Origin of the sequence: Thalassovita mangrovi, assembly GCF_009857745.1 — a bacterium.
GTDB classification, from domain to species: Bacteria; Pseudomonadota; Alphaproteobacteria; order Rhodobacterales; family Rhodobacteraceae; genus Thalassobius; species Thalassobius mangrovi.
The window spans coordinates 431964-455561 of the sequence record NZ_WWEN01000002.1 but is presented as its reverse complement, the minus strand read 5'-3'; the positions used below and the strand labels follow the sequence as shown (position 1 = coordinate 455561).

The window sequence follows — 23598 nt, the reverse complement described above, 5'->3', positions numbered from 1 at the left end:
GGGGTTTCCACGCCCCAACATGGCTGCGTCTGCCATGTCGAGATCAGTCATAGCAGCAGATCGAGAAAAGCTAAAGATGCGCTGGGGTTATCCCTGACACGTCAGCGCCGGTCGTCTTATCGATCTCCATCAGAAACCTAGGAGACCATCATGGCCGACATCGTGACACTCAAAGCCATCTGCGACGAACTCAAGCTTGATCCCCGCGAGGCCCGCGAGCGCCTGCGCGCCGCCGCCAGCGACGCCAAGGCAAACCCCGAACTGGCGAAGGCAAGGAAGCCGCGCACCCCGTGGCAATGGGTGAAGGGATCGAAGGCACTCGGCGAAGCAAAGCAAGTTTTGGGAAAGTCAGCGCCAAGCTCCACTGAGCAAGGTTAGGCCGCAGCTTAGGGACTCAATCAGTCAAAAAAACCGACAACCTACTGGAAAGCTGGTCGGCATCACTCGTTTCGCATTCCCATACGACCAAACACGACCACCCCAAGTCCGAAAGCTGTTGCAGCACTGCAAGATCACGCTGGACATTCTTCCTGAACTTTTCCTGCCAGAATTGTTGCCTGGTTTTAGGCGTAGTCGCTTTCGAGCAACCTGGGTGGCGATGCCAGAAGCAGCCATGAACGAAAATAGCCTTCTTACGAGGGCGGAACACAATGTCTGGCTTGCCAGGCAACTCTGGCGCGTGCAGTCTATAGCGGTAGCCCATCGAGTGCAGTATTCGCCTGACTATCAATTCCGGCTTTGTATCCTTTGCCCCAATTCGAGACATATTATACGAACGGGCCGCTGATACGGAGCCGAAATCATCGTTAATTTCGCTTGGCTTGATCACTGGCTATCGCCTTCGATCCTTTCCCTGTGTTTCTTCACAAACCTGATTTGGGCACTAACCTCTCGGTGGCTCTCAACAGATCACTCTTCGGCATAGGTGAGTGTGGGCTGCCCCTGCCTTCCATAGAAAGAAGAAAACCGCGATACGATATCCTTCAAAAATGCAGGCGATATTTGAAGAAGCGGCTCTTCGAACCGGTCTTGAACTTCCTCTTTTCCCACAGACATCAAGTGTTCAAAATCCATGTAACCTCCTTGAAAGAAGGCTGTACCTGGAAGAAAATGATAGCAGTTCCGCTTGTTCTTCTCCAACTCCTTCCTAACATTTTCCTTGCTCTTGGCCTCGTGTGCAGCGCATTCATCAAGTGATGAAATCTTGCAAAGCGTGATGTGCCTTGCCTTAAACTCTCCATTTGGTCGGACCGTCAAATCGCAAAGCGGATTCATAACGGTAAAATACGCTCCGCTTTCCTTGGATTTAAGCACTGTCCCGGTTCTCTTTAAGTCTCCTATCGGAGGAAAAATATAGAACTCTTCCGGAACGCAGCTTTCTTCGTCAAGGTCAACTAACTGTATCAGATGATTCATGACATGGCGCATCAGCGCCTTTTCGGATTTTTCGGGATCTTGTTGCCCGTACTTCTTCCAAGCCTCTTTTTGGTTAAGGAGATTGGACTTGAACACATGGCTCAGTGACTGCTCAAGAAGCCCACGCCCGCCCATTACCTTAGTCAGCCCCGAGGCATGCACCTGTCGAAAGTCCTCAAGGATCACAAGATGATCTGCCTCGCCCTTCTTCTGCACATCAATGTGAACAAATGCATCATTGGCTTCGCCGGGTGTCCCGGTAAGGATTACAACTGGCATGCGAACATTCGCCTCGCTCAAAGCCTTAAGAACCTCATTACCTTCGCCGCCTGCATCGCCTAGCTTCATATCAATGACAGCGCAGTCAAAGCTGCCATCCAAAGCATTCAGAGTTTCGCCCAATGTGCCAAAAGGAATGACCTCAAATTCGACTCCGTTCTCATGGTTGAAACGAGCCACGCTTTGTACGAAGCCTTGACGGTCACCTTCATCGTCTTCCACCAGCAACAGTTTTATAGTCAAATCTACTCTCCGTTTTCAGGTTGAAGTCTGAAATATGCACCTTGATCGGACTCCAAAACGTTCAGTTCAAGACCATTTCTCGATGCCGCCTCACCCGCAATTGCAAGACCCAAACCGGTACCATCTCGTTTGGTAGAAAACTCAGGGTCGAAAATCACCTCTGATTCGATGAGAGATTTGTCAATTCCGGGGCCACTATCTCTATAGTCAATGTATGCAAGACCACTTTCAGAAACTTCGAACCGTATCGTGATCGATGGGTTCTTCGTGGCTTTCTCTGCGAACCAATAAACACTGTTGTCAATCAAGTTGGTAAAAATCGCGTAGAAATCTTGCTTCCAACCCAATAGCTCGAAATCAACCGGCCCCTCAACGACAGCATCAACTCCGAGTTCTGTCAGAGTATTTTCGAACACTTGTAGAGAGCCGTTCAGAACCTCCGACATTTTGAATGGGCGAGCTTCCGCTCGTTTGCCCGCCGCCAGTGGGTCAAGTCTTTCAAAAAGACGGGCGAACACATCCGCGTTGTGGCCCAGTTCTTTTGCAATAGGAAGAACCTGATCCAGGTTCTGAGGCGTTGGACTATCACTAAATACCCCTGCCCAATATTCAAGGTTCGGAACCTGGTTTTTGAAAAAGTTCAGTGGCCGCCGCCCTTCATGCAAGACTACGTTCACGATTTTTCCGAGAGTAGCTTGACCCTGATAGACAGCAACCGTTTGCCTAATGCTCTCTGCCGCCTTGTTCTTTGCGGCCATGTCCCTTTCGAGAATGTCAGATATTTCTTTGGTGACAGCCTCTCCTATGCCTGCGCGCTCCAGCCTCGTAACCACGTCCGCACGAATGTGGTCATCCGAAAACAACTGCTGAATTTGCTTTTCGACGCGGGACTTCGGTTTGCCTAGATCAAGTGATCTTCGCAGCGCAAATCTGCGGGTTTCCAGTTCTTCAATGACCTTGGTCGTTACTTCGATCAATCGTTCATAAGCAGCGTTTTCCTTGAGGCCGTCCCGAGCACTTTTCTCAATCAGTCCCGACCTTTCTTCGGCCTCGATGTGCACAAATCCGATGACTTGGTTTCCGCCAATTTTTCTGGAAGGATTCTGGATTCTTTTATGGTTTAGCCTAAGCCAGTCAAACTGTGCATCGCCCAACGGTCGAATTCGAAAACCGTTCCTGTAAACGCCGATTCCGTTGTTGAAGTTCAGCAGTTGCTTAGCGGCTAGGTTGCCAAGGTAATTGCCATCTTTGTCCTTCAGGCCTCTACGAATAATTTGTTCAATATCATTTTTGTCGCGATCATAAACCCGGATGTCGAAGTTAAGAGAACCACACGACTTTTCGAAAAATCCAGAAAAGTCAACGGAAAACCGCTCCGCACTTGCGTTATCTATTTTCTGCGTGGAGTAGGTGAGTTCGCCGATGCCGTTTTCGTCCACATATCCAGAAATCATGTAATCGTAGAATTCCAGGATCGGGAATGAATCGATGGTTTCTTCCGTGTCATGAACGCCTTCGAAGCCAGAAATTTTTAGTCTGATATCAAATTTCTCTGGCTTCAGTTCAACCCCAGAGACAGCGGCCGTAGGAGGCGTCAACTTTCGCAACTCATACATCAAACGGCGAAACTGAGCGTCATTCCACTCTTCCAGCCCGGCACTGCCACCCTTAATCGTTAGTACTGTGCCGGGTTTGGAATCGGTTTTCTGAGTATCAATTAGTAACTCTACCTGATCCAAATAACTTGCATCTTCGAAAGTGGCCCATTCCACAAATACAGAGGTCGTCTCCCCTTTCTCCGTGGTGGTTTCCAACAGCAGATCGTCTCCCAGAATAGACGCCGCGAACCGGCCGACTCCTTTTCTGCCTTGGAGAACTCGACCATTGGGGCTAATCTTTCGCTTCAGCTTGTCATCGGTAGATGGGACCATCCACCGTTCAACGACATCTGACCTCGACATTCCGTGGCCACCGTCCGAAATGATGATTTTGTATTCCTGTGCCTCGGTGTCTGCCCTAAACTCCACCTCGACGAACTCGGAATCTGCATCGAAGGCATTCTTGACCAGCTCAACAACGGCAGCATAAGGATCTTGGATCAGATCACGACCGATAGTTAAGATGTGGCGACCTGCGGGTCGAATAGAGAATACACCGTCGTCACTCATGACCAGTTCTCCACAAGTTTCTGGGAAATCTTCTCAGCTAGCAGGACCGGCACGGCATTCCCGATTTGCTTGAAGGCCGAGGTTCGGCTTGGTTTTCCACTTGCGCCCTCGAAATAAAAGTCATCAGGGAAAGTTTGCAGTCGCGCCGCCTCGCGCGGTGTAAGGGATCTGTTTTGCGCATTGTCTGGATGGATGTAGTAGTTCCCATCCTTGGCGATATGTGCAACCACTGTATGGGACGCTGGCAAGTCTGCCGCAACAACCTTGAAACGATCAAGAAATGAGCTTCGGTTCTTATGGGTCTTTAGCGACTCAGGCAGGTCGTTATAACTCAGCCGTTCACCATTTTTGTTCCACCTGTTGACTACTTTCTTGAAAATTTTGAGGTCCCTCGGGTTGTGAGGGCGTGCTTCGTGCCAAGTGGTACTCTTGTCCGCTGAAAGCAAGCCGGATTCCGCCAGCCAACGGCTAGGCGGATTTTCCAATAAAATGGCTGATGGCACCCCTTTCCCGGCACGCAAAGATGGTAGGTCGCCGATAGCATCCTCAACCAAAAAGTCAGTCGGGATTTTTTCGAGCTCTGGGAAGAAACCGTCTTTCTTACCTCTTCTGCCTACGAGAATAATCCTTTTTCGCTTTTGAGGGATACCGTATTCATCAGCGGCGATGACTTGATATTCGACCGTATAACCGAGATCTTTGAAAAGCGACCACATCATATCAAAGTAGCGTGTGCCATCGGCTTCGCGCGCGGTCAGAAGTCCGACGACGTTTTCAAAGATAAAGAACTTTGGTCGATATCTCCTCAGGAATTCGGCGTAGTAGACAAACAAGTAGTTCCGTTTGTCGCCGACCATCTTCTGTTCAGAGCGCGCTCTCCCAACAAGTGAATAAGCTTGGCATGGTGGACCACCTACAATTAGGTCCAGTTTCCTATCGCCAATCTGGATATCCAATTGGTTAAAAATGTGAGACAGGCTCTTAGCGCCAATTTCGGCGTTGATGACAGAACTCGAGCGGGGTCCAAACGCCAACGAATAGAATTCGTCCCTGCTAAGCTGACCCGAAAGATATGCAAAATATCCGCTGAGGTCGCCTCGGCCCCTCAGTACGTGGAACGCTTCTCTAGTACGGAGAGTGCAAGCTGCCGCAGTATCAGCCTCGACGTGAGCGATGGGCTCACAGCCTGCGCGCACAAAACCCTCGGACAGGCCACCAGCCCCCGCGAACAAGTCAATGAAATTTGGCTTATTGCCGTTTTTTTTTGTCAAATCGAACATGCAAGGCCTGGTATTTTTTCATTTCTCGGTAGCGTTTTCCTTCCCGAAGGCGTCAACGACCACTGATTTGATACTCTTTGCCTTTGTCAAGTGCCACTGTAGATTTCAGTTCATTCCCACTTATGGTGAAGTACTGTCGCGCCGAGTGGAGAACTTCCTGCAAATTGATACCCCAGTGATACCCAAGCCTAGCAATGCAAGTGCGCGCACGAAGCCGCACAGGTTAAGCAATTGAAAAATTTAAAAATAATGGTGCCCGGGGGCGGAATCGAACCACCGACACGAGGATTTTCAATCCACTGCTCTACCCCTGAGCTACCCGGGCACGGGTGAACGTCTTGCGTTCGGGTGGAGGCGTTCTAGGCGAGCTACGGGGGGGTGTCCAGAGGGATTTTGCAAAAAAATCCGGCCCATGTGACATTTTTTAAAAGCGCGAGCAGGGCGGGGCCGGTCAGGGGGAAGTCCGGCCGGGAAAAAGCCGTTCGCGCGACCCGAAAGGCGAGGGGCGGGGCAGTCGGTTTGCCGCTGGATGTACGGATGCGGGAGGCGGCGGTACCCGCGACCTGGGGGGCAGAACCGCGAGTACGGCTCGGAGATCGGGAGCGAGCGGCAGCCCAGCCTGCACAGCGCGTGTCCGCGCTCAATAATCCTTCTCGAAGAACACGCCCAGGCCGGTTTCCCCGTCCGAACTCATCCGGCCGCGCGCGGTGAGGCTGGGGCTGATCTGCAGGTTCAGGTTGATCTGGCTTTCTCCGGCCGTGTCCACGGTGACCTCGGTATAGATATTGTCGCTGATATATTTGCCGATCCGCGCCTGGGCCGCGCCTTCCTCGCTGGTGCTCAGGTCCAGGTCATCCAGCGCCAGCCCCCGCCGTAACCCGCCGGTCAGCCCGCCGCTGCCGCCGCCCGCCAGGGTACGGATCGCGGCGCCCAGCCGCAGCGCCTGTAACGGCGAAATCGACGACATGCCGTGCCCGAACAGCACCAGCGCCAGGATTTCGTCCTGCGGCAGGTCCGGGCTGGAGGTGAAGTTCAGGCCCGGGCTGCTGGCCGGGCCGTCGATGGCGATGGTCACGCTGGTATCGTCGGCCTCGGTATCGGCGGCAAAGCGGATATAGGGGTCGAAGGCGCCCTGCAGCTGAATCAGCCCCTCGGTCAGGGTCAGCCGCTTGCCAAGAATATCCAGCCGCCCGCGGATCAGGTCGAAGCGGCCCTGCGGCACCACGCTGTCGGTGCTGCCCAGCAGTCGCAGCCCGCCGCCCAGTTCCGCGTCCAGCCCGCGACCGCGCACGAAGATCCGCGCCGGGGCCCGGATCGTCAGGTCGAGCCCGTAGGAAGGCCCGGAGCTGCCATTGCCTGAGGTTTCGATCAGCCCGGCCCAGCTGCGCACCTGGCGCACCTCGGCGGGTTCGTTGCGGTGCTTCAGCCCGGGCAGGTCGGCATAGCTCGGCCCCGAGGTGCTGGGCACCCGCAATTCGGTTTCGCCAAGCGTCACGGTGCCGCTGATCCGGGCACCGCCGGTCAGCGGCCCGGACACGCCGATACGTCCGTCCAGCGTGGTGTCGTAAAGCGTCGGGTCGGTGAGGTGGATCGCGGCCAGGTCTGCGGTCAGATCGGCGCTGTAACCGGGGGAGAGCGAGACCGGACCGCTGAGGGTGACTCGCCCGCCCGAGGACACGCCCGCCGACATGTCGACCGTAGCACTCCCCCCGTTCAGGCGGATCGCGCCGGAGATATCCTCCAGCGCCAGCCGCTGGGTCGGCAGCGCCAGCCGCGCACCGCTGCTGCTGATTTCGCCCGACAGCGCGGCCAGCGACGGGGCGCCGTCCAGCCGAAGGTCGATCCGCGCCAGCCCGGACAATTGCTGCGGCCGCAGAATACGGTTGGCCAGCGCCAAGGGGGCAGTGCCGGTGATGCCGATATTCATGGTGCTGGCATCCTCGGCCGCCGTGCCCTGCGCGGCAATATTCGCGCCGCCCGGCCCGATGGCATTGGCGTCGATCTGCCACTGCCCGTCGCTCAGATCGGCCCTGATATCGGCCATCGCCGCGCCGCCGATGCCGTCGATGACGCGCGCCAGATCGGCGATCCGGGTGCTGATTTCGGCCGATCCCGCGCCGGTGCGCATCTGCGCGGTGCCGGTGATTTCGGCGTGATCGGTGGCGATCCGCAGGTCGTCGATTGCGCTGCCATCCGCATCGCGGCGGGCGATCAGGTGCAGCGTGCCCTGGCCCGCAAGCAGCGGATCGACCTGCGGCTGCGACAGGGCCAGATCGCGGGTGTCGCCGTCGATGGTCAGGTTGAAACTGCCCGCCAGCGGGCGCAGATCGCCCTTGACGCCGACGCCTGCCGACCCGCCCAGGTCGCGCCCGGCGATTGCGGAAAACCGCGACAGGTCCTGCGCGCTGACCCGCAGGTCGGGGGCGAGCCGGATGTTCATCCCGTCGGTCAGCCCGGCAATGCTCAGATCGCCCGAGGCCTTGTAATCCGCGCCGCTCAGCTCGATCCCGGTCAGGCTCAGCGGGGCGTTTTCGGCCCAGTCGAAGTCGAGCTTGCCGCGCAGCTCCGGCCCGACGGCCGCTTGCAGTTGCGGATCGTCCAGCCCGATGCCGAGCGCGCTCAGCTCGATCTGGCCGTTCACCTGGCCAAGGCTGGTGCCGTCGCCGCGCTGCAACCGGCCTGCGCCGGTCACCCGGGCCGAGGCGAGCCGCATGTCGGGGCGCTCAAGCCCGTCGAGCCGCGCCACGAGCTGCCAGCCATCGCCCTGCGCGGCGTCGTAGTTGAGCGCGATATCCGCCCCGCGCAACCGGGTCGCCGGGCCGCTCAGCGGCAGCAATACGCTGTCGCCCCGCTGTGGGCGGATCTGCCCGTCGAGGTGCAACAGGTCGGGCCAGCCGTCGGCGGCGATGCGGGCGGTGCCCTGCAGCGACAGCGCATCGGCGTTCAGCGTCAGCGCGTCGAGATGCAGATCGCCCTCGGCCAGCCGCTTGCCATCCGCCTTGAGCCGGATATCGGGGCCGAAGAAGGCGCGGTAATCGGGGGCGAACAGCGGCGCCAGGTCGCCGCCGAGTTCGGCCGCGAAGACCAGGTCGCTTACCGCCTCGGGGCTGTCGTCGCGCGGCTTGGCGGTCAGCGCCAGGTTGCCGCGCAGCCGGTCCTGCCCGTCGGTGGCAAGGGTCAGGTCGGCGGCAAAATCCTCGATCGGGCCGTCGCCCTTGACGGTCAGGTCGATCGCAGGTGTGCCGGGCAGGGCCAACTGGGTGGCGACGATCCCGCCTGCCGGTTCGTGAAGGTCAAGATTGAGCGATAACTGTTTGGTTTCATTGGTATAACTTGCCGCGAATTCCAATGCGCTTTCGGTCACGTCCAGCCGCCTGACCGACAGGGCCGCCGACCCTGCGCCGGAGACCAGTTCTGCCGACCCGTCCAGCGACAGCGTCAATTCCTCGCCCAAAAGCGCCGGGCCCAGCGTCGCCTTGCCCACCGACAGCTTGCCCAGATGCACCGATACCGGCAGCTCCGGCAGGGCGAAACCGGGCGCCTCGGCGGTGGGCGGGGTTGTTTCCGCCGGCAGCGGCAGGCGGTCGAAGGTGATGGTGCCCGCCGACAATTCGTTCACCTGCAGATCACCGCGCAGCAGCGCGCCGCGGTTCCAGTCCAGCGACAGGGTGTCGAGCGTGATCCAGATGCCGTCGGCATCGGCGATGGTCAGCTTTTCGATGGTGGCGGTGGAACTCAGCGCGCCCTTGAAGCCGGTGATGTCGACCTGCGCGCCGGGGCTGGACAGCGAATCTTCCAGCAGGGCTTCAAGGTAGCCGCGGTCGTCCTGCGCTTCCTGCGCCAGCACGGGCAGGGGGGCGATCAGCACAAGGGGAAGGATCAATTTACGCATCAGAAAGCCTGCCCGATCCCGATATACACTTGCACGCCCGCGCCGGTATCGCCGCTGACCGGGGTGGCGACATCCAGCCGGATCGGTCCGACCGAGGTGTCGTAACGCACGCCAATCCCGGCCCCCGAATGCCATTCGCCCGACCCGTCGGGGAAGCTTTCGCTGCCGATATAGCCCGCATCGGCGAAGCCGACGATGCTGATCTTTTCGGTCACCTTGGTCCGCACCTCGGCCGACAGCCCGGCAAAGCTGCGCCCGCCGGTGCGGCCGGTGCCGACATCCACCGCCAGCGACTGATAGGGCTGGCCGCGCACGGTGCCGCCGCCGCCTGAATAGAACAGGTAGGTCGGGGCGGTTTCCGACAGGGACGGGCCGACCACCGATCCCAGCTGGAACCGCCCGGCCAGCACCAGCCGCCCCTCGGCGCCGAGGCTGCGATAGACCCGGCTGTCGAATTTCAATTGCGCGCCGGAAGCTTCGCCGTTCAGCCCGGCAAAGGGCGTCAGCCGCGCATCGACGTAATGGCCCTTCGTGGCGTTCAGAATGTCGTCGCGCTTGTCCCATTGCAGCGATACCGGCAGGGTGGCGAAGGTGAAATCGCGGGGGCCGAACACGTCGTCGGTTTCGCTGTAGGACAGGGCGAATTCCACGCTGCCCTGCAGGTGGTCGGAAAAGATCCGCGTCGCGCCGATCCCCACGGTCACGGTGTCGGCGGTGAAATCGCGTTCGTCCAGGCTGGACATGTCGAGGTAGGCATAGCCCACGGTGTCGGCGCCGAACATGGCGGGTTGTTCGATCCGCGCACCGAGGCTGTAATCGACGCCGCCGCTATCGCCCTCGATGCCGGACACCGCGCCCTCGATCCGCAGCCGTTCGGCCCCGCCCAGAAGGTTGCGATGCAGCCAGAATCCCGACACGCTCAGCCCCTCGAAATTCGACATCTCGATCCCGGCGCCGAAGCGGCGGGGTTTTTCATCCACCACTGCCAGCCCGATATCCATCCGGTTGTCGGGGCCCAGTTTTTCGGCCTCGGTCAGCGCGACCGACCGGAACGTGCCGGTGCGGCGCAACCGGCTGGCGGCCTTGTCCAGCGCGTCGGGGGAAAACACTTCGCCCTCGGGCAGCCCGGCGATGCGGCGGATGCGTTCGGGGCGCACCTTGGTCTTGCCCGACAGGATCAGATCGCCGAACCGCACCTGCGGCCCGGGCGCAAGGCCGATCCGCGCGTCCAGCCTGTAATCGGCGTGATCGGCCAGCAGGTCCTGCGACGCGACCTCGGCCTTGGCATGGCCGGCATCGCGCCAGTCGCTGACCGCGCCCTGGGCGGCGTCGATGACGACCTCGGCGCGGGCGCGTTCGCCGCTGCGGAATTCCGGCGGCAACTGGGTGCCGGGCGCCAGCGGTGCGATGTCCACGGTGCCGAAGCGGAAGGGTTCGCCGGGGTCGATGCTGACCTCGATCTTCGAGATTTCACGCGGCGGGCTGAGCACCGGTATCAGCGCCGCTTCGCGCCCGTCGATGCGGATATGCACGATGCCGGAATAATATCCCAGGGCGTAAAGCGTTTCGACCAGCCGCCGGTAATCGGCCAGCGCGGTGGAAAACAGGTCCTGTGGATCGCTGACCTTTTCGCGTTCGGCGGTGCGCAGCATGGAAGCGCCGCGCAGCCGCTTGAGAAGGGTCTTGTTTTCCACCCCCTGCAACGAAAAATCCAGCTGGTCCAGCGCGGAGGCCGGGGCGGGCGCGGCAAGGGCCGCGCAAAGCAGAAGGGCGGAGAAGTGTCGCAATGGAATCGTGGTCAATCTGGCAAGAGCTATTCGACTGCCAGAATAGGCGCTCAACGCCCAAAGCTCCATCCGGTTCCGGTCGGTTCGGGCCGGTCCGGGCAAAAAAGGCCGTGAATTCGGGCAGGAATATGCCGATTGACGTCGCGCAGACCGGGCGTTGGGCAGGCGGCGGCGGTCGGGGAGGCCCAATAAAAGGCCCGCTTCGGATGCGAAGCGGGCCCTTTGAAGGTCAGCCTGTTACCGGCCGGGTGTTATTTCAGGCACTCCGCCATGGTGCCGGCCAGTTCGTCCAGCAGGGTGCCGTAAAGCGCCGGGCCGGTTTCCAGCTTGGTGCCCAGCGGGTCGATCACCGCGGTGCGCGCGTCGCTGCCTTCGAAAACGGTGGCGACCAGGCCGGGGTTGAATTGCGGTTCGGAAAACACGCAGACGACGCCGTGTTCGTGGATTTCGTCGCGGATTTCCATGATCCGGGCCGGGCTGGGCGCCGTAGCGTCGCTCAGCGAAATCGCGCCGCTGGCGCGCAGGCCGAACCGTGCTTCGAAATACTGATAGGCGTCGTGGAACACCACGAAGGGTTTGTCCGCGACCGGTTCCAGAACCGCCTGGATGCGACCGATCTGCTGATCCAGGTCGTCCTGCGCCGCCTTGGCGTTGCTGCGGTAGATGTCGGCGTGTTCCGGGTCGGCTTCGGCCAGGGCCGCGGCCATCGCGCCGAGCCAGACCTTGCCGTTTTGCGGGTCGAGCCAGGCGTGCGGATCGAGGCCGTTATGGTCGTGATCGTGACCTTCGTGCCCATGAACGTCTTCGCCCTGCGCGTCGTGATCAGTTTCGGCCTCGGCGTGGCCATCGTGGGCGTCATGATCGTGATCGTGTTCGTCGGCCTTGTCGTGATCGTGAGCGTCGTGCTCCTCATGACCGTCCTCCGCTGCGAAAACGGCGGTTTCGCGGAACTGCCGTTCGACCGTGCCGTCGACTTCGAGAAGTTCGATCGATACCGCCTTCCCGGCCAGCCGCTCCAGCGGCGCTTCCAGCCACGGGGCCAGCGGGTGACCGACCCAGAACACCACATCGGCCTGATCCAGCGCCTTCGCCTGCGACGGGCGCATGGAATAGCCATGCGGCGACGCGCCCGGTTCGACGATCATCGAGGGGCTGCCCAGATCGCCCATCACCTGCGCGGCCAGCGATTGGATCGGGGCGATGTCGGTGACGACCTTGGGCACCTCGGCATGGGCCGCCTGTGCAAGGACGATCAGGGGAAGGGCGAGGGCGGGTTTCATCATTTCGGCTCCGTGACTGTTATTGTATAACATAACATTGCGGCTTGTATGGGGAATACTATAACATTACAAGTCGAAAAAACGGTTCATTCGGGAAGATGCATGACCTCTGTCGGATTTGAAAAACACGATCACGACCATTGCATCGCCGATGGTGTCGCCGCCGTTGCGGCCTCTTGCCAGGCGCGTGGTCTGCAGTTGACGCCGGTGCGGCGGCGGGTGCTGGAAATCCTGCTGTCGGAACACCGCGCGATGGGGGCTTACGAAATCCTCGACACGCTGCGCGCCGAAGGATTGGGGTCGCAGCCCCCCGTTGCCTACCGGGCGCTGGATTTCTTGGTCAAGCACGGGTTCGCCCACAAGGTCGAACGGCTCAACGCTTTCATCGCCTGCACCCATCCGGGCGAAAACCATACCCCCGCCTTCCTGATCTGCCGCGAATGCGGCGCGGTGGTCGAAGCTTCGGCGGAACCGGCCAAGGGCGATCTGGGTGCGGCGGCGGCGCAGGCCGGGTTCAAGATCGAACAGACCGTGGTCGAGGCCGAGGGCCTGTGCCCGGTCTGCCGCAAGAAGAAGGCGGGCGACGCATGACGCGGCTGATCAACATCGCCGGGCTGAGCGTGCGGCAGGGCGCGGTTCTTGCGCTGACGGATGTGGATTTTCACATCGACCGGGGCGAAATCGTCACCGTGGTGGGCCCTAACGGATCGGGCAAGTCGACGCTGATGAAGGCGATCATCGGCGCACTGAAACCGGCGGCGGGGCGGATCGAGCGGGCGGCGGGGCTGCGCATCGGTTATGTGCCGCAGAAGCTGCATATCGACCCGACGCTACCGATGACGGTGACGCGGTTTCTCAACCTGCCGCGGCGGGTGTCGCGCGAGGAAATCGACCACGCGCTGGAAAAGGCCGGTCTGCACGATCTGGCGGACCGTCAGATGACCCGGCTGTCGGGCGGCCAGTTCCAGCGCGTGCTGCTGGCCCGGGCGCTGCTGGACGACCCCGACCTGCTGATCCTGGACGAGGCGACGCAGGGGCTGGACCAGCCCGGTTCGGCCGCGTTTTACCGCCGGATCGAAGAGGTGCGGGCGGAAATGGGCTGCGCCGTGCTGATGGTCAGCCACGAATTGCACGTGGTAATGGCCGCCAGCGACCGGGTGATTTGCCTCAACCGCCATGTCTGTTGCCACGGGACGCCGGAAAAGGTCGCCTCGGCGCCGGAATACCGGGCGCTGTTCGGCACCGGGACGGGCGGGGCGCTGGCGCTCTACCGGCACGACCACAGCCACGAAGAGGGCTGCGGTCACGATCATGATCACGACCATCCCAGCGAGGCCGCTGAATGAATATCCTGGACAATTTCATGAACCGCGCGGCCCTGGCAGGGCTGGGCGTGACGGTGGCGGCCGCGCCGCTGGGCTGTTTCGTGGTGTGGCGGCGGATGGCCTATTTCGGCGACGCGACGGCGCATGCCTCGATCCTCGGCGTGGCGCTGGCGCTGAGCTTCAACATCTCGGTCTTCGCGGGCGCCCTGGCGGTGGCCCTGGCGATGGCGACCACGGTCAGCGTGCTGAGCGGGCGCGGCTATACGATGGACACACTGCTGGGCGTGATGGCGCATTCGGCGCTGGCCTTCGGGCTGGTGGCGGTGTCGTTCTTGCAAGGCGTGCGGCTGGACCTGATGGCCTATCTGTTCGGCGATATCCTGGCGGTGGGCCGGACCGACCTGGCGGTGATCTGGGGCGGTGCGATCCTGGTCGTGGCGCTGGTCGGTTGGCGCTGGTCGGCCTTGCTGACCGCGACGTTGAACCCGGATCTGGCCTATGCCGACGGTATCGATCCCCGGCGCGAACAGATGGTGCTGACCCTGGCCCTGGCGGTCGTGGTGGCGGTGGCGATCAAGGTGGTGGGCGTGCTGCTGATCGCGGCGATGCTGATCGTGCCGCCCGCCGCCGCGCGCCCCTTCGCCCGCACGCCCGAAGCGATGGCGCTGATCTCGACCCTGATCGGCGCGGTGTCGGTGCTGGGCGGGCTGCAGGGCGCGCTCATTCTGGACACGCCGACCGGGCCGACCATCGTTTGCGTCGCGGCGATCCTGTTCCTGCTGGTGAGCATCGGCAACAGCCTGCGCATCATGGCGGGGCAGGGCGGCGGGAAATGACCCGTTTTCCGCTGCGGATGGTTTGAAAAGGACGGGCACGGTTGGTGCCCCATCCCTTGCTTAGCACAAATCCTTTGCCATCAGAATCCACGTTCCGGGCGTGTCCGAGCCGGGAAATGCGGTGAATGGGCGTTCGGCCTGTTCCGTAAAGCGACAGCGCAGATAAAGCCGCCTTGCCGGTTGGTTGAAGCTGCCGACCATCAGCGTCAGTCGGGTATTGCCTGCGGCGCGGGCCAGCGCCTCGGCCTCATCGAGTAAAGCCTCGCCATAGCCCTGTCCCTGACATTCGGGATGAAGCGCCGCCGCAGCGATGTACCAGGTTCCGGCAATCATCGCCTTGAGGTCGTTCAACCCTTTCAGGACATCGGGCACGGCAGCATCGCTCGGGGACGGAGCCGGCATCAGATAGGAATTCAGCGCCCCGGCAAGGACGCCATCCCGTTCAGCCACGCGCCAGTTTCCGAACCAGGAAAGATGCTCTGGGTTGTTGCGGATGATGGAACGTCCGAATTCAAAAGCCGATTGTCCTGGGGCTGCCGTCTGAGACCAGAGATAAGAATACAATCGGCGCGTTGCCATATCTCCAAGCAATGCAAGGTCGGCACTGTCCTGCGCCGTGGCTGATCTGAAAGTAATCCCGCTCACAAAGAGGTCCTGCATCAATTGGGCTGATGTTTTCTCACCTTAGCCTCTGATCTGAAATGATAAACCCTCATAGACGGCTTTCTTGCGAAAGCGTGGCCAGGTTTGCTGCACGGTGCGCTGATGCAAGACGCGCCGGGTTCAGGGGCAGAACCCGGCGGCGCGGCTTTGGAACGAACCGATTTCCAGGTTCGACCCCGGCTGTTCCCTAGACGTTGACCCCAAACAGATGGCCGACGCCTGCAGTGATTGCCATTGCCGCGGCGCCCCAGAACAGCACCCTGAGCGTCGCCGGCAGCAGGGGGGCGGCGCCGGCACGTGCACCGATGGCGCCAAGTGCCGCAAGGCTGACCAGTGTAGTGCCGACGACCGTAGGAATGACCTGTGTCTCAGGGGCCAGAACTGCCGCGACCACCGGGATTGCCGCCGCGATCGAGAATGTCACCCCGGACGCCAGCGCCGCCTGCAGGGGATTCGCCGTGTGGACTTCCGACAGGCCGAGTTCGTCACGGACATGAGCGCCAAGCGCATCCTTTTCCGTGAGTTCCCGCGCAACCAGCGCCGCTGTCGATTTGGAAAGCCCGCGCGCTTCGTAGATCGAAGCGAGTTCGGCTTCTTCTTCCTCGGGCGTATCGAGCAGCGCCTGTTGTTCCCGCTCGATATCTGCGCGTTCGATGTCGGATTGAGAACTGACAGAAACGTATTCCCCCGCAGCCATCGACATGGCGCCGGCCGCCAGACCTGCACCACCGGCCAACAGAATGGCAGACGGGTTGGGATCGGCCGCGGCAACCCCGACAATGAGCGAGGACACCGAAACGATACCATCATTTGCACCAAGCACGGCAGCGCGTAACCATCCTGCTCGGTTGACGAAATGCAATTCTTCATGGGCTGACTGATAGGGAAGTTCCACGGGATTTTCCTTTGTTCTGAGCGGCAAACGCATGCCTGTGAGTATTCCATGAACGCCCGGCAGGGGCTATCGCAGAAATCCCGATGCGTCAGTTCGTTTTGCCATCGACGGGGGATGCGGGTGTGCGACAGGATTGGGATTTGTCTCGAATTTATCCCGGATGTTCGGAACTTCCCTCCATACGTCGCCCGCTGCGTCACCTTCTGGCCGTCTTCCTGTCCCGCGGGCGGGTGGGGCATGGTCGTGCCGCCCGCCGCGCTGATGCTGGACACGCCGACCGGGCCGATCATCGTTTGCGTCGCGGCGATCCTGTTCCTGCTGGTGAGCATCGGCAACGGGCTGCGCATCGTGGCGGGGCAGGGCGGCGGAGTTCTGCCCGCCCGGTGCTGCGGGGCTTGGCAAGCGCCTGCCTTTGCACCACATCTCAGGTCGAGACCCGAAGGAGCTGCATGATGCGCAAACCGATCCTGATCGCGATGGCTGCCCTGCTATCCCTCTCTCCCGTTGCAGTGCTGGCAGGCGGGCCGAAAGGTTGCCCGCCCGGCCTTGCCAAGAAACATAACGGCTGCCTGCCGCCGGGACAGGCCAAGAAGATGTACAGGCGTGGTGACCGCCTTCTCGGCGATTACGTGTTGATCCGGGACCCGGGCCGCTACGGGCTGGACCCCGGCCGGACCTATTACCGGCTTGGCGATTACGTCTATCGGGTCGATCGCGACACCAAGGAAGTGCTCGACCTGATCGGCGCCGTTGCCGCAATCCTGGACTGACCTGCCCGCCGCGTTATCCTCCGCTTCACCCGGCTTAAACGGGCTCCTGCAGCCCGCTCAGAACGCCGGCGGCGATGTCGAACGACCTGACCCGCGCCGCGTGATCGTGGATCATGCCCGTCACCATCAACTCGTCGGGCCGGTATTTGTCGATGATCGCCCGCAGCTGCGTTTCGATCGTCGCAGGCGAACCGGTCGCGGAAACCGACAGCATATGCTTTGCCCGCGCCATGACCTGTGCCGGGACCTTCGAATCAAGATCGTCGGTCGGGTAAGGCAGCTTGCCCCGGTTGTTGGTGATGATGTTCGCAAAGGACAGCAGTTGCGACGAGCGCAGGAATTCCGCCTCGGCATCGGTTTCGGCAGCACACACACCGGCCGCGATCATCGCGTAGGGACGTGAAAGGGTTTCCGACGGCCGGAAATTGACGCGGTAGACATACAGGGCCTCTTCCAGCATATCCGGCGCGAAATGCGAGGCAAAGGCGTAGGGCAGCCCCAGATAGGCCGCCAGCTGCGCGCCGTAGAGGCTGGAACCGAGAATCCAGACCGGCACGTTCGTTCCCATGCCGGGGATCGCGCGGACCGGGGCGTCATCGGGCATGTCCCCCAGGTAACCGATGAGTTCCCGGACGTCGTCCGGAAAGGTGTCGTTCTGCGTCATGTAGCGCCGCAGCGCCCGCGCCGTCGCCATGTCGGTCCCGGGCGCGCGGCCAAGCCCAAGGTCGATCCGGTTGGCATAGATCGATGCCAGCGTCCCGAACTGTTCCGCGACCATCAAGGGCGCGTGGTTGGGCAGCATGATGCCGCCGGACCCGATACGCATGGTCTTGGTGACCGACGCCAGATAGCCAATCAGAACGGCGGTTGCCGAACTGGCGATGCCGGTCATGTTGTGGTGTTCGGCGACCCAGTAGCGGAAATACCCGGCCTTTTCGGCGGCGATTGCCAGTTCGGCGGAATTGGACAGGGCGTCGGCCGCGGTTTTTTCGTCCGGAATGGGCGACAAGTCGAGCAGTGAGAATTTTTCCATGGCGGCCTCCGTAGGGAGGGAAGCTATGCAGACCCCGCCTCCGGAACAAGGTCAAATCGGCGGTGTTGCCGACAGGCGGCCAAGTGTCTTCGCGTCCGGTGGCGCCTACAGCCCCGGGGGCAGCTTGGCGCGCATCGCCGCGCTGCGGTCGAAGCGTTCGCCATCAGCGGTGAAGGTCCCGTCGCCGACGGCATGGAGCAGCCTTCTTTCGGTCCGGGCGCTGTCGATATGCGCCGCGACCCCCTGCAGCAGCACCAGGTTCAGTCGCTCGACGATTTCCTCGACGCGGCATTCGATATTGGCCAGGCATTCGCCGATCAGCGGCGCCGCGACATGGCGCGCGGGCAGCGGCGTGAGGCCGAAGCGCGCGAACTTGTCGGTATCGGCCCCCGAACACATCCCGATGCCGACCACCGTGTCGATCATGTCGGCGGTGGGGATGGCCAGCACGCATTCACCACTGTCCTTCAGTGCGCGCCAGGAATGGTTCCACGGCCCCGTGGTCAGCGCGAATTCGGCGTCGAAGCCGCGCACCATCGTCCAGGTGATGGTCATGATGTTGGGCCTTGTCCCGTCATGGGTCGTCACCAGCACCACCGGCCCGGGTTCGATCAGGGTGAAGGCACGGGAAAGCGGCAACGTCTCCATCGGTCTCCTCCTTCGCCCCGGCCTATCTCAATACGCCGCCCGCTGCGCCACCTTCTGGCCGTCTTCCAGCCCGGCGGGCGGGTAAAGCACGATCATGTCGCCCGCCGCGACACCGTCGGTGATCGCCGCCTGCAGCCCGTTATTGGCCTCGACCGCGACCGTGCGGGCGCGGGCCACGCCATCCTCGACCACGAAGATCGCCCAATCCTCGCCCTGCCGGAACAGCGCGCCAGCGGGCACGATCAGCGCCTTGTCCGAGGCCCAGGTGATCACCCGCGCCTCGACCCGGAACCCGTGGCCCAGCCCGGCACGGGCCTCGGGCGGGTCGCTGAAGCGGATCGTCACCCGCACCCGCTGTTCCTCGACCCCGAGGGCGGAGACCTTGGTGAACCCCGTTGGTTCGATCCGCGACACCACCCCGTTCAGCGGCGCATCACCGCCCCATTGGTCGATGATCACGGCATCGCCTGGCGCGATCTGCACCGCGTCGGTCGACAGCATTTCCGACAGCACTTCCAGATCGTTGCGGATATCGCCGATTTCCAGGATCGGCGTCCCGGCGGCCAGCGTGGTTTCCGACCGTTGCAGCACCTCAAGGATACGGCCCGAAATCGGCGCGTGGATCGGGTGGATTTGGTCGGCGCCGTTTGTCGAAGCCCCATCCGGCCCCATCCCGTCGAAATTGCGCAGCGCGGCCTGGGCGTTATCCAGTTCCGCCACCCGCATCGAAATCGCCGCCCGCGCGGTGTCGAGCGCCGCTTCGGCCGCCCGGGCGCTGCGCGCGTCATTGTCCAGCGCGGCGCGGGCGGCGATGCCGCTGTCGAACAGTTTCTGGGTCCGCGCCAGGGTGGCTTCGGCCAGGTCGCGATCGGCGCGGGCGGTGTTCAGCGCGGCCTCGGCCACGCGCAGGGCGGCTTCGGCGGCGGTGACATTGGCGCGGGCCTGTTCGCGCGACCGCGCATCCAGCACCGTGGGCGTCGTGGGCAGCATCCGCGCCACCACGGTTTTTTGTGCCGTCACCTCGTCGCCCGGTTCGACCTCGACCCGCAGCAGACGCCCGGTCACCGGGGTCGACACGGTATAGGGGTTGTGCACCTGGGTGCGGCCCTCCTCGTCGATGGTCACCTGCATCGGGCCTTCGGTCACGCTGCCCAGATCGACCAGCGCGGCGCGCGGCCAGAACGCATAGGCCAGCGCCCCGGCCAGGGCCAGGGCGACGGTCAGGCTGATGATCTGGCGCGTGTGTTTCTTCGCTGCCATTCGTTCACTCCCGCGTTTTCAGTGCCTCGACCAGGTCGGCCCGGTCCAGGTCGCGTTTCACCAGCCAGCCCGAAATCGCCGCCGACACCAGCACCGCAAGAACCGCGGTGCCGTGGCTGGAGGGGCTGAAAACGGCCGGTATCTGGTAGATATCTGTGCTGAAACCCTTCACCATGAGATAGGTCAAACCGTAGCCCAAAGCCGATCCCAGCGGCAGCGCCACCAGCGTGACCGCGCCCAGTTCGCCCAGCAGCACGAAGGATGTCTCGCCGCTGGTGAAACCCATCACCCGCAGGCTGGCCAGGTCGCGCATCCGTTCGGCCAGCGCGATCCGCGCGGCGTTGTAGACAATGCCGAAGGTGATCACCGCCGCCACCGCCAGCATCACGAAACGGACCGAGGCTGGGCCGGTATTCATGATCTCGACCAGCGCGTTGCGCGCGTCTTCCTTCAGCGTCGCCCCGGCGATCCGGGGCATGCCCTTGATCCGTTCGAAAATCTGTTCGGTCCGGTTGGCGTCGATGGTCAGGTAGGCGCCCGACACCTGCTCGGGTTCCTGCAGCGCGCGGCTCAGCGCGCCCAGTTCCATATAGGCCGGGGCCCCGGTCAGGGTCTGCGCGGTGCCGATCACCGGCAGGCGCAGCACCGGGCGGCGGCCTTCGCGAATCTCGGCCTCGATCCAGTCGCCGGGGGTGACATGCAGGATATCGGCCAGGGTCTGCGACAGGATCAGCCCCTCGCGCCGCATCGGGACCTGGCGGAAATCGGTGTCGATCACCCGGTTCAGCACCGGCAGTTCCGGCCGCCCCTCGATCGAGCCGCGATAGCTGTAGGTGCCGTTGCGCAGCACCGCCGAGGCGACACGGATCGGTTCGACGTGCAAAACGCCCGGCATCCGGCCCAGTTCCAGCAGCGCCTTGGGCGGCTGCTTGTCGGTGAAGACCACGGTCATGTCCGACCGGTCCAGCACCGTGAAGCTGAGATCGATGGTGGTGTCGAACCCCGCCATCATGGTCAGGGTCGCTGCCGACAGGCCCAGCCCGCAGGCGATGCCCACCGAGGCGCCCAGCATCCGCCCCGGATAGCGGCTGATCCGGCGCAGCACCATGCGGGCGGGCTGATCCAGCCAGCGCTTCATCGCGCCCGCCAGGTCGAAGGCGCGGGAATAATCCGGCGGGGTGGGCGGGCGCATCGCCACCGCCGGGGTCAGCTTGAACACGCCGCGCAAAACGAACAGGCTGCCGACCGAGGCGGTCAGGATCGAGGTGCCGAACCCGATCACGAAACTGCGCGGGTCGATGGTGAAGACAAGGAACGGAAACTTGTAATAAAGCTGGTAAACCACCGCCAGAGACGACCCCGCCGCGACCCCGGCGATGGATCCGACGATGGCGCCCAGAACGGCGATCACCAGCACCAGTTTCAGGTAGTGGAAACTGACCTCCCACGAAGTGTAGCCGAAGGCCTTGAGCAGCCCGATCTGTTCCCGTTCTGCCCGCACCATCCGCGATATCACGATATAAAGCAGGAAGGCCGCCACCCCGAGGAAGATCGGCGGGATCGAGGCGGTGGACACCCGCAACCCGCGGATTTCCTCGCTGATGAAACGGTTGGAAAACAAATCCTTCAGGTCATAAGCGCCCGCCGCCCCGTAAGGCGCCAGCAGCAGGTCGGCGGCGCTGATCACCGATTGCGGGTTGGTACCCCGGGTCAGCGCGACCAAAACCTCGGAAAAGGCGCCCTCCATGTCATAGGCCGCACCTAGCGCCGCGCGGCGCATCCAGAACACTGCGAAACGGGCGTCGTCGGGCACGATTTCCCCCGGCGCGGTGCTGTAGAGGAATTCCGGCGATTGCGCGAAGCCGGTGATGCGGAATTGCCGCTTGGCCCCGTTCATCGTGGCGGTGATCTTGTCCCCCGATTTCAGCCCGCGCGCCTTGGCAAACCCTTCCAGCAGCACGATTTCGTCGCTGCGCCCCGGTTCGGGCAACCGGCCCGAGGTCAGGAAGATGTCGTTCAGCCGCGGCAAGCCGATATCGGGCAGCGACAGCGCCTGCGCGCGCACCGGCAATTCGCCCTTGGCCATGTCGATCAGCGCCGCGCCTGCCACCCGGCTTTGCACCGCGGCGACGCCGGGCAGGGCGGCGATCCGGTCGGCCATCCGTTCCGGCGCGCGGGTCACCGGGGCGAAGACATCGGCCAGCCGGTAACGGTCGTAATAGGCGCGCCGGGTTTCATCCAGCGTGTTGACCAGCCCGGTCATCATCACCAGCATCATCACGCCAAGCGCGATCACCACGCCGATCGCCGCCGCCTGGCCCTTGATCCGGGCCAGGTCGCGGAACAGCTTGCGATCCAGCGGGCTTACCATTCGATGTCTTCCGCGGTCAGCTTGGTGTCGTTCAGCACCACGTCGCGGATCGTGCCGTCGGCGAAATGGATCACCCGGTCGGCCAGCTGCGCGGTGCTGGCGGCGTGGGTGACGATGATGACGGTGGTGCCCAGCCGTTCGTTCACATCCGTCAGCACCTTCAGCACCGCCCGGCCGGTGGTGCTGTCCAGCGCGCCGGTGGGTTCGTCGCAGAACAGCACGGTGGGCCGTTTCGCCACCGCGCGGGCGATCGCCACCCGCTGCTGTTCGCCGCCCGACATTTCCGACGGGAAATGGGTTTCGCGCTGATCCAGACCGACCAGCGCCAAGGCTTCGGAGGCGTCCATCGGGTCGCGGGCGATTTCGGTCACCAGTTCGACGTTTTCGCGTGCGTTCAGGCTGGGCATCAGGTTGTAGAACTGGAACACGAAGCCCACGTGATCGCGCCGGTATCGGGTCAGTTCGGCGTCGTCCATATCGGTCAGCGAGCTGTCTTCGAAACTGACGCTGCCCGCGCTTGGCCGGTCAAGCCCGCCGAGGATGTTGAGAAGCGTCGACTTGCCGCTGCCCGACGGGCCCAGCAGCACCACGAATTCGCCTTCGGGAATGGTCAGGTCCACGCCGCGCAGGGCATGCACGGCGGCGCTGCCTTCGCCATAGACCTTGGTCAGTCCTTTCGCGGCAAAGGCGGGGCGGGGTATGGAACCGGTCTCGGGCAAAATCTCACGCGGATTCAATTCCCTTACAGGTTAGCCGAATTGCCGCGCAGGACCAGAGTAAAAACGACAAATTATCCGGGCTTGGCCGGGTCAGTGCAGCCGCGCGGCCTCTTTCGCCAGTTCCAAAATCCGGCCCCAATCGCCCGCCCGCAGCAGGTCCTTGGGCGCGACCCAGCTGCCGCCGACGCAGGCCACGTTGGGCAGCGCCAGGTAGTCATGCGCGTTTTCATGGCTGATCCCGCCGGTCGGGCAGAACAGGATCTGCGGCAGCGGCGAGGACAGCGATTTCAGCATCGCCGCCCCGCCCGCGACTTCGGCAGGGAAGAATTTTTGCGTGGTATAGCCGCGTTCCAGCAGGGCCATCGCCTCTGACGCGGTGGCGGCACCGGGCAGGATCGGCAGGCCGATTTCTTCGCAGGCGCCCAGCAGCCGGTCGGTGGCGCCGGGTGAAACGGCGAATTGCGCCCCCGCCGCCTTGGCGTTTTCGGCGTCTTCCGGCGTCAGGACGGTGCCGGCGCCGACGATCCCGCCCGGGACCTGCGACATTTCCCGGATCACCGACATCGCCACCGGCGTGCGCAGGGTCACTTCGAGTACCGGCAAGCCGCCGGTCACCAGCGCCTGGGCCAGCGGGATGGCGGCGTCGATGTCGTCGACCACCAGAACCGGGATGACCGGGGCGCGGTGGCACAGGGATTCGGTGTAACTGCTGGCGTCCTGGGGTGTCATTGGC

The 23598-nt window shown here is 62.4% G+C and carries 21 protein-coding genes and 1 tRNA gene; 6 read left to right on the top strand and 16 right to left on the bottom strand.

Annotated elements, in window-relative coordinates; genetic code table 11:
* Positions 1-150 precede the first annotated feature (150 nt).
* Complete coding sequence (locus tag GR167_RS03945) at positions 151-378, top strand: hypothetical protein (protein WP_160972135.1); 228 nt, start codon at positions 151-153, stop codon at positions 376-378.
* Between the two features lie 16 nt (positions 379-394).
* Here the strand turns inward: GR167_RS03945 and GR167_RS03940 are convergent, their stop codons facing one another.
* The 8 genes from GR167_RS03940 to GR167_RS03905 form a co-directional block, all read right to left on the bottom strand.
* Positions 395-829 carry a very short patch repair endonuclease gene (locus GR167_RS03940; RefSeq protein ID WP_370741242.1) on the bottom strand — a complete coding sequence of 145 codons (435 nt, stop codon included), beginning with the start codon at positions 827-829 and terminating at the stop codon, positions 395-397.
* Between the two features lie 80 nt (positions 830-909).
* Positions 910-1938: a response regulator gene (locus GR167_RS03935; RefSeq protein ID WP_160972134.1), complete on the bottom strand. Its 1029-nt coding sequence runs from the start codon at positions 1936-1938 to the stop codon at positions 910-912.
* A gap of 2 nt (positions 1939-1940) precedes the next feature.
* Positions 1941-4106 carry an ATP-binding protein gene (locus GR167_RS03930; RefSeq protein ID WP_160972133.1) on the bottom strand — a complete coding sequence of 722 codons (2166 nt, stop codon included), beginning with the start codon at positions 4104-4106 and terminating at the stop codon, positions 1941-1943.
* Positions 4103-5386, bottom strand: coding sequence for a DNA cytosine methyltransferase (locus tag GR167_RS03925; protein WP_160972132.1), 1284 nt, complete (start codon positions 5384-5386; stop codon positions 4103-4105). The genes GR167_RS03930 and GR167_RS03925 overlap by 4 nt, the downstream gene beginning before the upstream one ends.
* Before the next feature lie 250 nt (positions 5387-5636).
* Positions 5637-5711, bottom strand: a tRNA-Phe gene (locus GR167_RS03920).
* A 315-nt stretch (positions 5712-6026) separates the two neighbouring features.
* Positions 6027-9278, bottom strand: coding sequence for a translocation/assembly module TamB domain-containing protein (locus GR167_RS03915; protein ID WP_160972131.1), 3252 nt, complete (start codon positions 9276-9278; stop codon positions 6027-6029).
* Entirely contained in the window at positions 9278-11065 is a 1788-nt protein-coding gene (locus GR167_RS03910; protein ID WP_235915833.1) for an autotransporter assembly complex protein TamA, read from the bottom strand. Before GR167_RS03910 ends, GR167_RS03915 begins: the two co-directional genes overlap by 1 nt.
* Positions 11066-11316: 251 nt before the next feature.
* The gene (locus tag GR167_RS03905; RefSeq protein WP_160972129.1) at positions 11317-12348 is read right to left on the bottom strand and encodes a zinc ABC transporter substrate-binding protein; all 1032 of its coding nucleotides are present in this window, start codon (positions 12346-12348) and stop codon (positions 11317-11319) included.
* 99 nt (positions 12349-12447) lie between these two features.
* Between GR167_RS03905 and GR167_RS03900 the strand changes: the two genes are divergently transcribed.
* Genes GR167_RS03900 through GR167_RS03890 form a run of 3 tightly spaced genes read left to right on the top strand, consistent with a single transcriptional unit; the run spans position 12448 to position 14506 of the window.
* Positions 12448-12936 carry a transcriptional repressor gene (locus GR167_RS03900; RefSeq protein ID WP_160972128.1) on the top strand — a complete coding sequence of 163 codons (489 nt, stop codon included), beginning with the start codon at positions 12448-12450 and terminating at the stop codon, positions 12934-12936.
* Positions 12933-13691 carry an ATP-binding cassette domain-containing protein gene (locus tag GR167_RS03895; RefSeq protein WP_160972127.1) on the top strand — a complete coding sequence of 253 codons (759 nt, stop codon included), beginning with the start codon at positions 12933-12935 and terminating at the stop codon, positions 13689-13691. Before GR167_RS03900 ends, GR167_RS03895 begins: the two co-directional genes overlap by 4 nt.
* Positions 13688-14506, top strand: coding sequence for a metal ABC transporter permease (locus GR167_RS03890; RefSeq protein WP_160972126.1), 819 nt, complete (start codon positions 13688-13690; stop codon positions 14504-14506). The genes GR167_RS03895 and GR167_RS03890 overlap by 4 nt, the downstream gene beginning before the upstream one ends.
* Positions 14507-14566: 60 nt before the next feature.
* Here the strand turns inward: GR167_RS03890 and GR167_RS03885 are convergent, their stop codons facing one another.
* Positions 14567-15166: a GNAT family N-acetyltransferase gene (locus tag GR167_RS03885; RefSeq protein WP_160972125.1), complete on the bottom strand. Its 600-nt coding sequence runs from the start codon at positions 15164-15166 to the stop codon at positions 14567-14569.
* A gap of 190 nt (positions 15167-15356) precedes the next feature.
* Positions 15357-16097: a VIT1/CCC1 transporter family protein gene (locus tag GR167_RS03880; RefSeq protein WP_160972124.1), complete on the bottom strand. Its 741-nt coding sequence runs from the start codon at positions 16095-16097 to the stop codon at positions 15357-15359.
* Between the two features lie 204 nt (positions 16098-16301).
* Here GR167_RS03880 and GR167_RS03875 point away from each other — a divergent pair, with 204 nt between their 5' ends.
* Together GR167_RS03875 and GR167_RS03870 are read left to right on the top strand one after the other, a co-directional pair.
* Positions 16302-16517, top strand: a complete 216-nt coding sequence (locus tag GR167_RS03875) for a hypothetical protein (protein WP_160972123.1) — start codon at positions 16302-16304, stop codon at positions 16515-16517.
* Positions 16517-16834 carry an excinuclease ABC subunit A gene (locus GR167_RS03870; protein WP_306419546.1) on the top strand — a complete coding sequence of 106 codons (318 nt, stop codon included), beginning with the start codon at positions 16517-16519 and terminating at the stop codon, positions 16832-16834. The genes GR167_RS03875 and GR167_RS03870 overlap by 1 nt, the downstream gene beginning before the upstream one ends.
* Before the next feature lie 34 nt (positions 16835-16868).
* On the opposite strand, the gene GR167_RS03865 is transcribed toward GR167_RS03870, so the two are convergent.
* The 6 genes from GR167_RS03865 to GR167_RS03840 form a co-directional block, all read right to left on the bottom strand.
* Positions 16869-17867 carry an LLM class flavin-dependent oxidoreductase gene (locus GR167_RS03865; RefSeq protein ID WP_160972121.1) on the bottom strand — a complete coding sequence of 333 codons (999 nt, stop codon included), beginning with the start codon at positions 17865-17867 and terminating at the stop codon, positions 16869-16871.
* 105 nt (positions 17868-17972) lie between these two features.
* Positions 17973-18515 carry a flavin reductase family protein gene (locus GR167_RS03860; RefSeq protein ID WP_160972120.1) on the bottom strand — a complete coding sequence of 181 codons (543 nt, stop codon included), beginning with the start codon at positions 18513-18515 and terminating at the stop codon, positions 17973-17975.
* 27 nt (positions 18516-18542) lie between these two features.
* Positions 18543-19775: an efflux RND transporter periplasmic adaptor subunit gene (locus GR167_RS03855; protein WP_160972119.1), complete on the bottom strand. Its 1233-nt coding sequence runs from the start codon at positions 19773-19775 to the stop codon at positions 18543-18545.
* Between the two features lie 4 nt (positions 19776-19779).
* Positions 19780-22146, bottom strand: a complete 2367-nt coding sequence (locus GR167_RS03850; protein WP_160972118.1) for an ABC transporter permease — start codon at positions 22144-22146, stop codon at positions 19780-19782.
* Complete coding sequence (locus tag GR167_RS03845) at positions 22140-22865, bottom strand: ABC transporter ATP-binding protein (RefSeq protein WP_212769823.1); 726 nt, start codon at positions 22863-22865, stop codon at positions 22140-22142. Before GR167_RS03845 ends, GR167_RS03850 begins: the two co-directional genes overlap by 7 nt.
* Positions 22866-22955: 90 nt before the next feature.
* Positions 22956-23594 (bottom strand): bifunctional 4-hydroxy-2-oxoglutarate aldolase/2-dehydro-3-deoxy-phosphogluconate aldolase, encoded by a 639-nt coding sequence (locus GR167_RS03840; RefSeq protein WP_160972117.1) that lies wholly within the window; start codon positions 23592-23594, stop codon positions 22956-22958.
* Between the last annotated feature and the right edge of the window lie 4 nt (positions 23595-23598).

Excerpts from the sequence above, each read along its gene's own strand:
- GR167_RS03945 (WP_160972135.1), top strand. The coding sequence starts at position 151 with ATGGCCGACATCGTGACACTCAAAGCCATCTGCGACGAACTCAAGCTT.
- GR167_RS03930 (WP_160972133.1), bottom strand. The coding sequence starts at position 4,106 with ATGAGTGACGACGGTGTATTCTCTATTCGACCCGCAGGTCGCCACATC.
- GR167_RS03925 (WP_160972132.1), bottom strand. The coding sequence starts at position 5,386 with ATGTTCGATTTGACAAAAAAAAACGGCAATAAGCCAAATTTCATTGAC.
- GR167_RS03915 (WP_160972131.1), bottom strand. The coding sequence starts at position 9,278 with ATGCGTAAATTGATCCTTCCCCTTGTGCTGATCGCCCCCCTGCCCGTG.
- GR167_RS03905 (WP_160972129.1), bottom strand. The coding sequence starts at position 12,348 with ATGATGAAACCCGCCCTCGCCCTTCCCCTGATCGTCCTTGCACAGGCG.
- GR167_RS03900 (WP_160972128.1), top strand. The coding sequence starts at position 12,448 with ATGACCTCTGTCGGATTTGAAAAACACGATCACGACCATTGCATCGCC.
- GR167_RS03895 (WP_160972127.1), top strand. The coding sequence starts at position 12,933 with ATGACGCGGCTGATCAACATCGCCGGGCTGAGCGTGCGGCAGGGCGCG.
- GR167_RS03890 (WP_160972126.1), top strand. The coding sequence starts at position 13,688 with ATGAATATCCTGGACAATTTCATGAACCGCGCGGCCCTGGCAGGGCTG.
- GR167_RS03885 (WP_160972125.1), bottom strand. The coding sequence starts at position 15,166 with ATGCAGGACCTCTTTGTGAGCGGGATTACTTTCAGATCAGCCACGGCG.
- GR167_RS03880 (WP_160972124.1), bottom strand. The coding sequence starts at position 16,097 with ATGCGTTTGCCGCTCAGAACAAAGGAAAATCCCGTGGAACTTCCCTAT.
- GR167_RS03875 (WP_160972123.1), top strand. The coding sequence starts at position 16,302 with ATGGTCGTGCCGCCCGCCGCGCTGATGCTGGACACGCCGACCGGGCCG.
- GR167_RS03870 (WP_306419546.1), top strand. The coding sequence starts at position 16,517 with ATGCGCAAACCGATCCTGATCGCGATGGCTGCCCTGCTATCCCTCTCT.
- GR167_RS03865 (WP_160972121.1), bottom strand. The coding sequence starts at position 17,867 with ATGGAAAAATTCTCACTGCTCGACTTGTCGCCCATTCCGGACGAAAAA.
- GR167_RS03860 (WP_160972120.1), bottom strand. The coding sequence starts at position 18,515 with ATGGAGACGTTGCCGCTTTCCCGTGCCTTCACCCTGATCGAACCCGGG.
- GR167_RS03855 (WP_160972119.1), bottom strand. The coding sequence starts at position 19,775 with ATGGCAGCGAAGAAACACACGCGCCAGATCATCAGCCTGACCGTCGCC.
- GR167_RS03850 (WP_160972118.1), bottom strand. The coding sequence starts at position 22,146 with ATGGTAAGCCCGCTGGATCGCAAGCTGTTCCGCGACCTGGCCCGGATC.
- GR167_RS03840 (WP_160972117.1), bottom strand. The coding sequence starts at position 23,594 with ATGACACCCCAGGACGCCAGCAGTTACACCGAATCCCTGTGCCACCGC.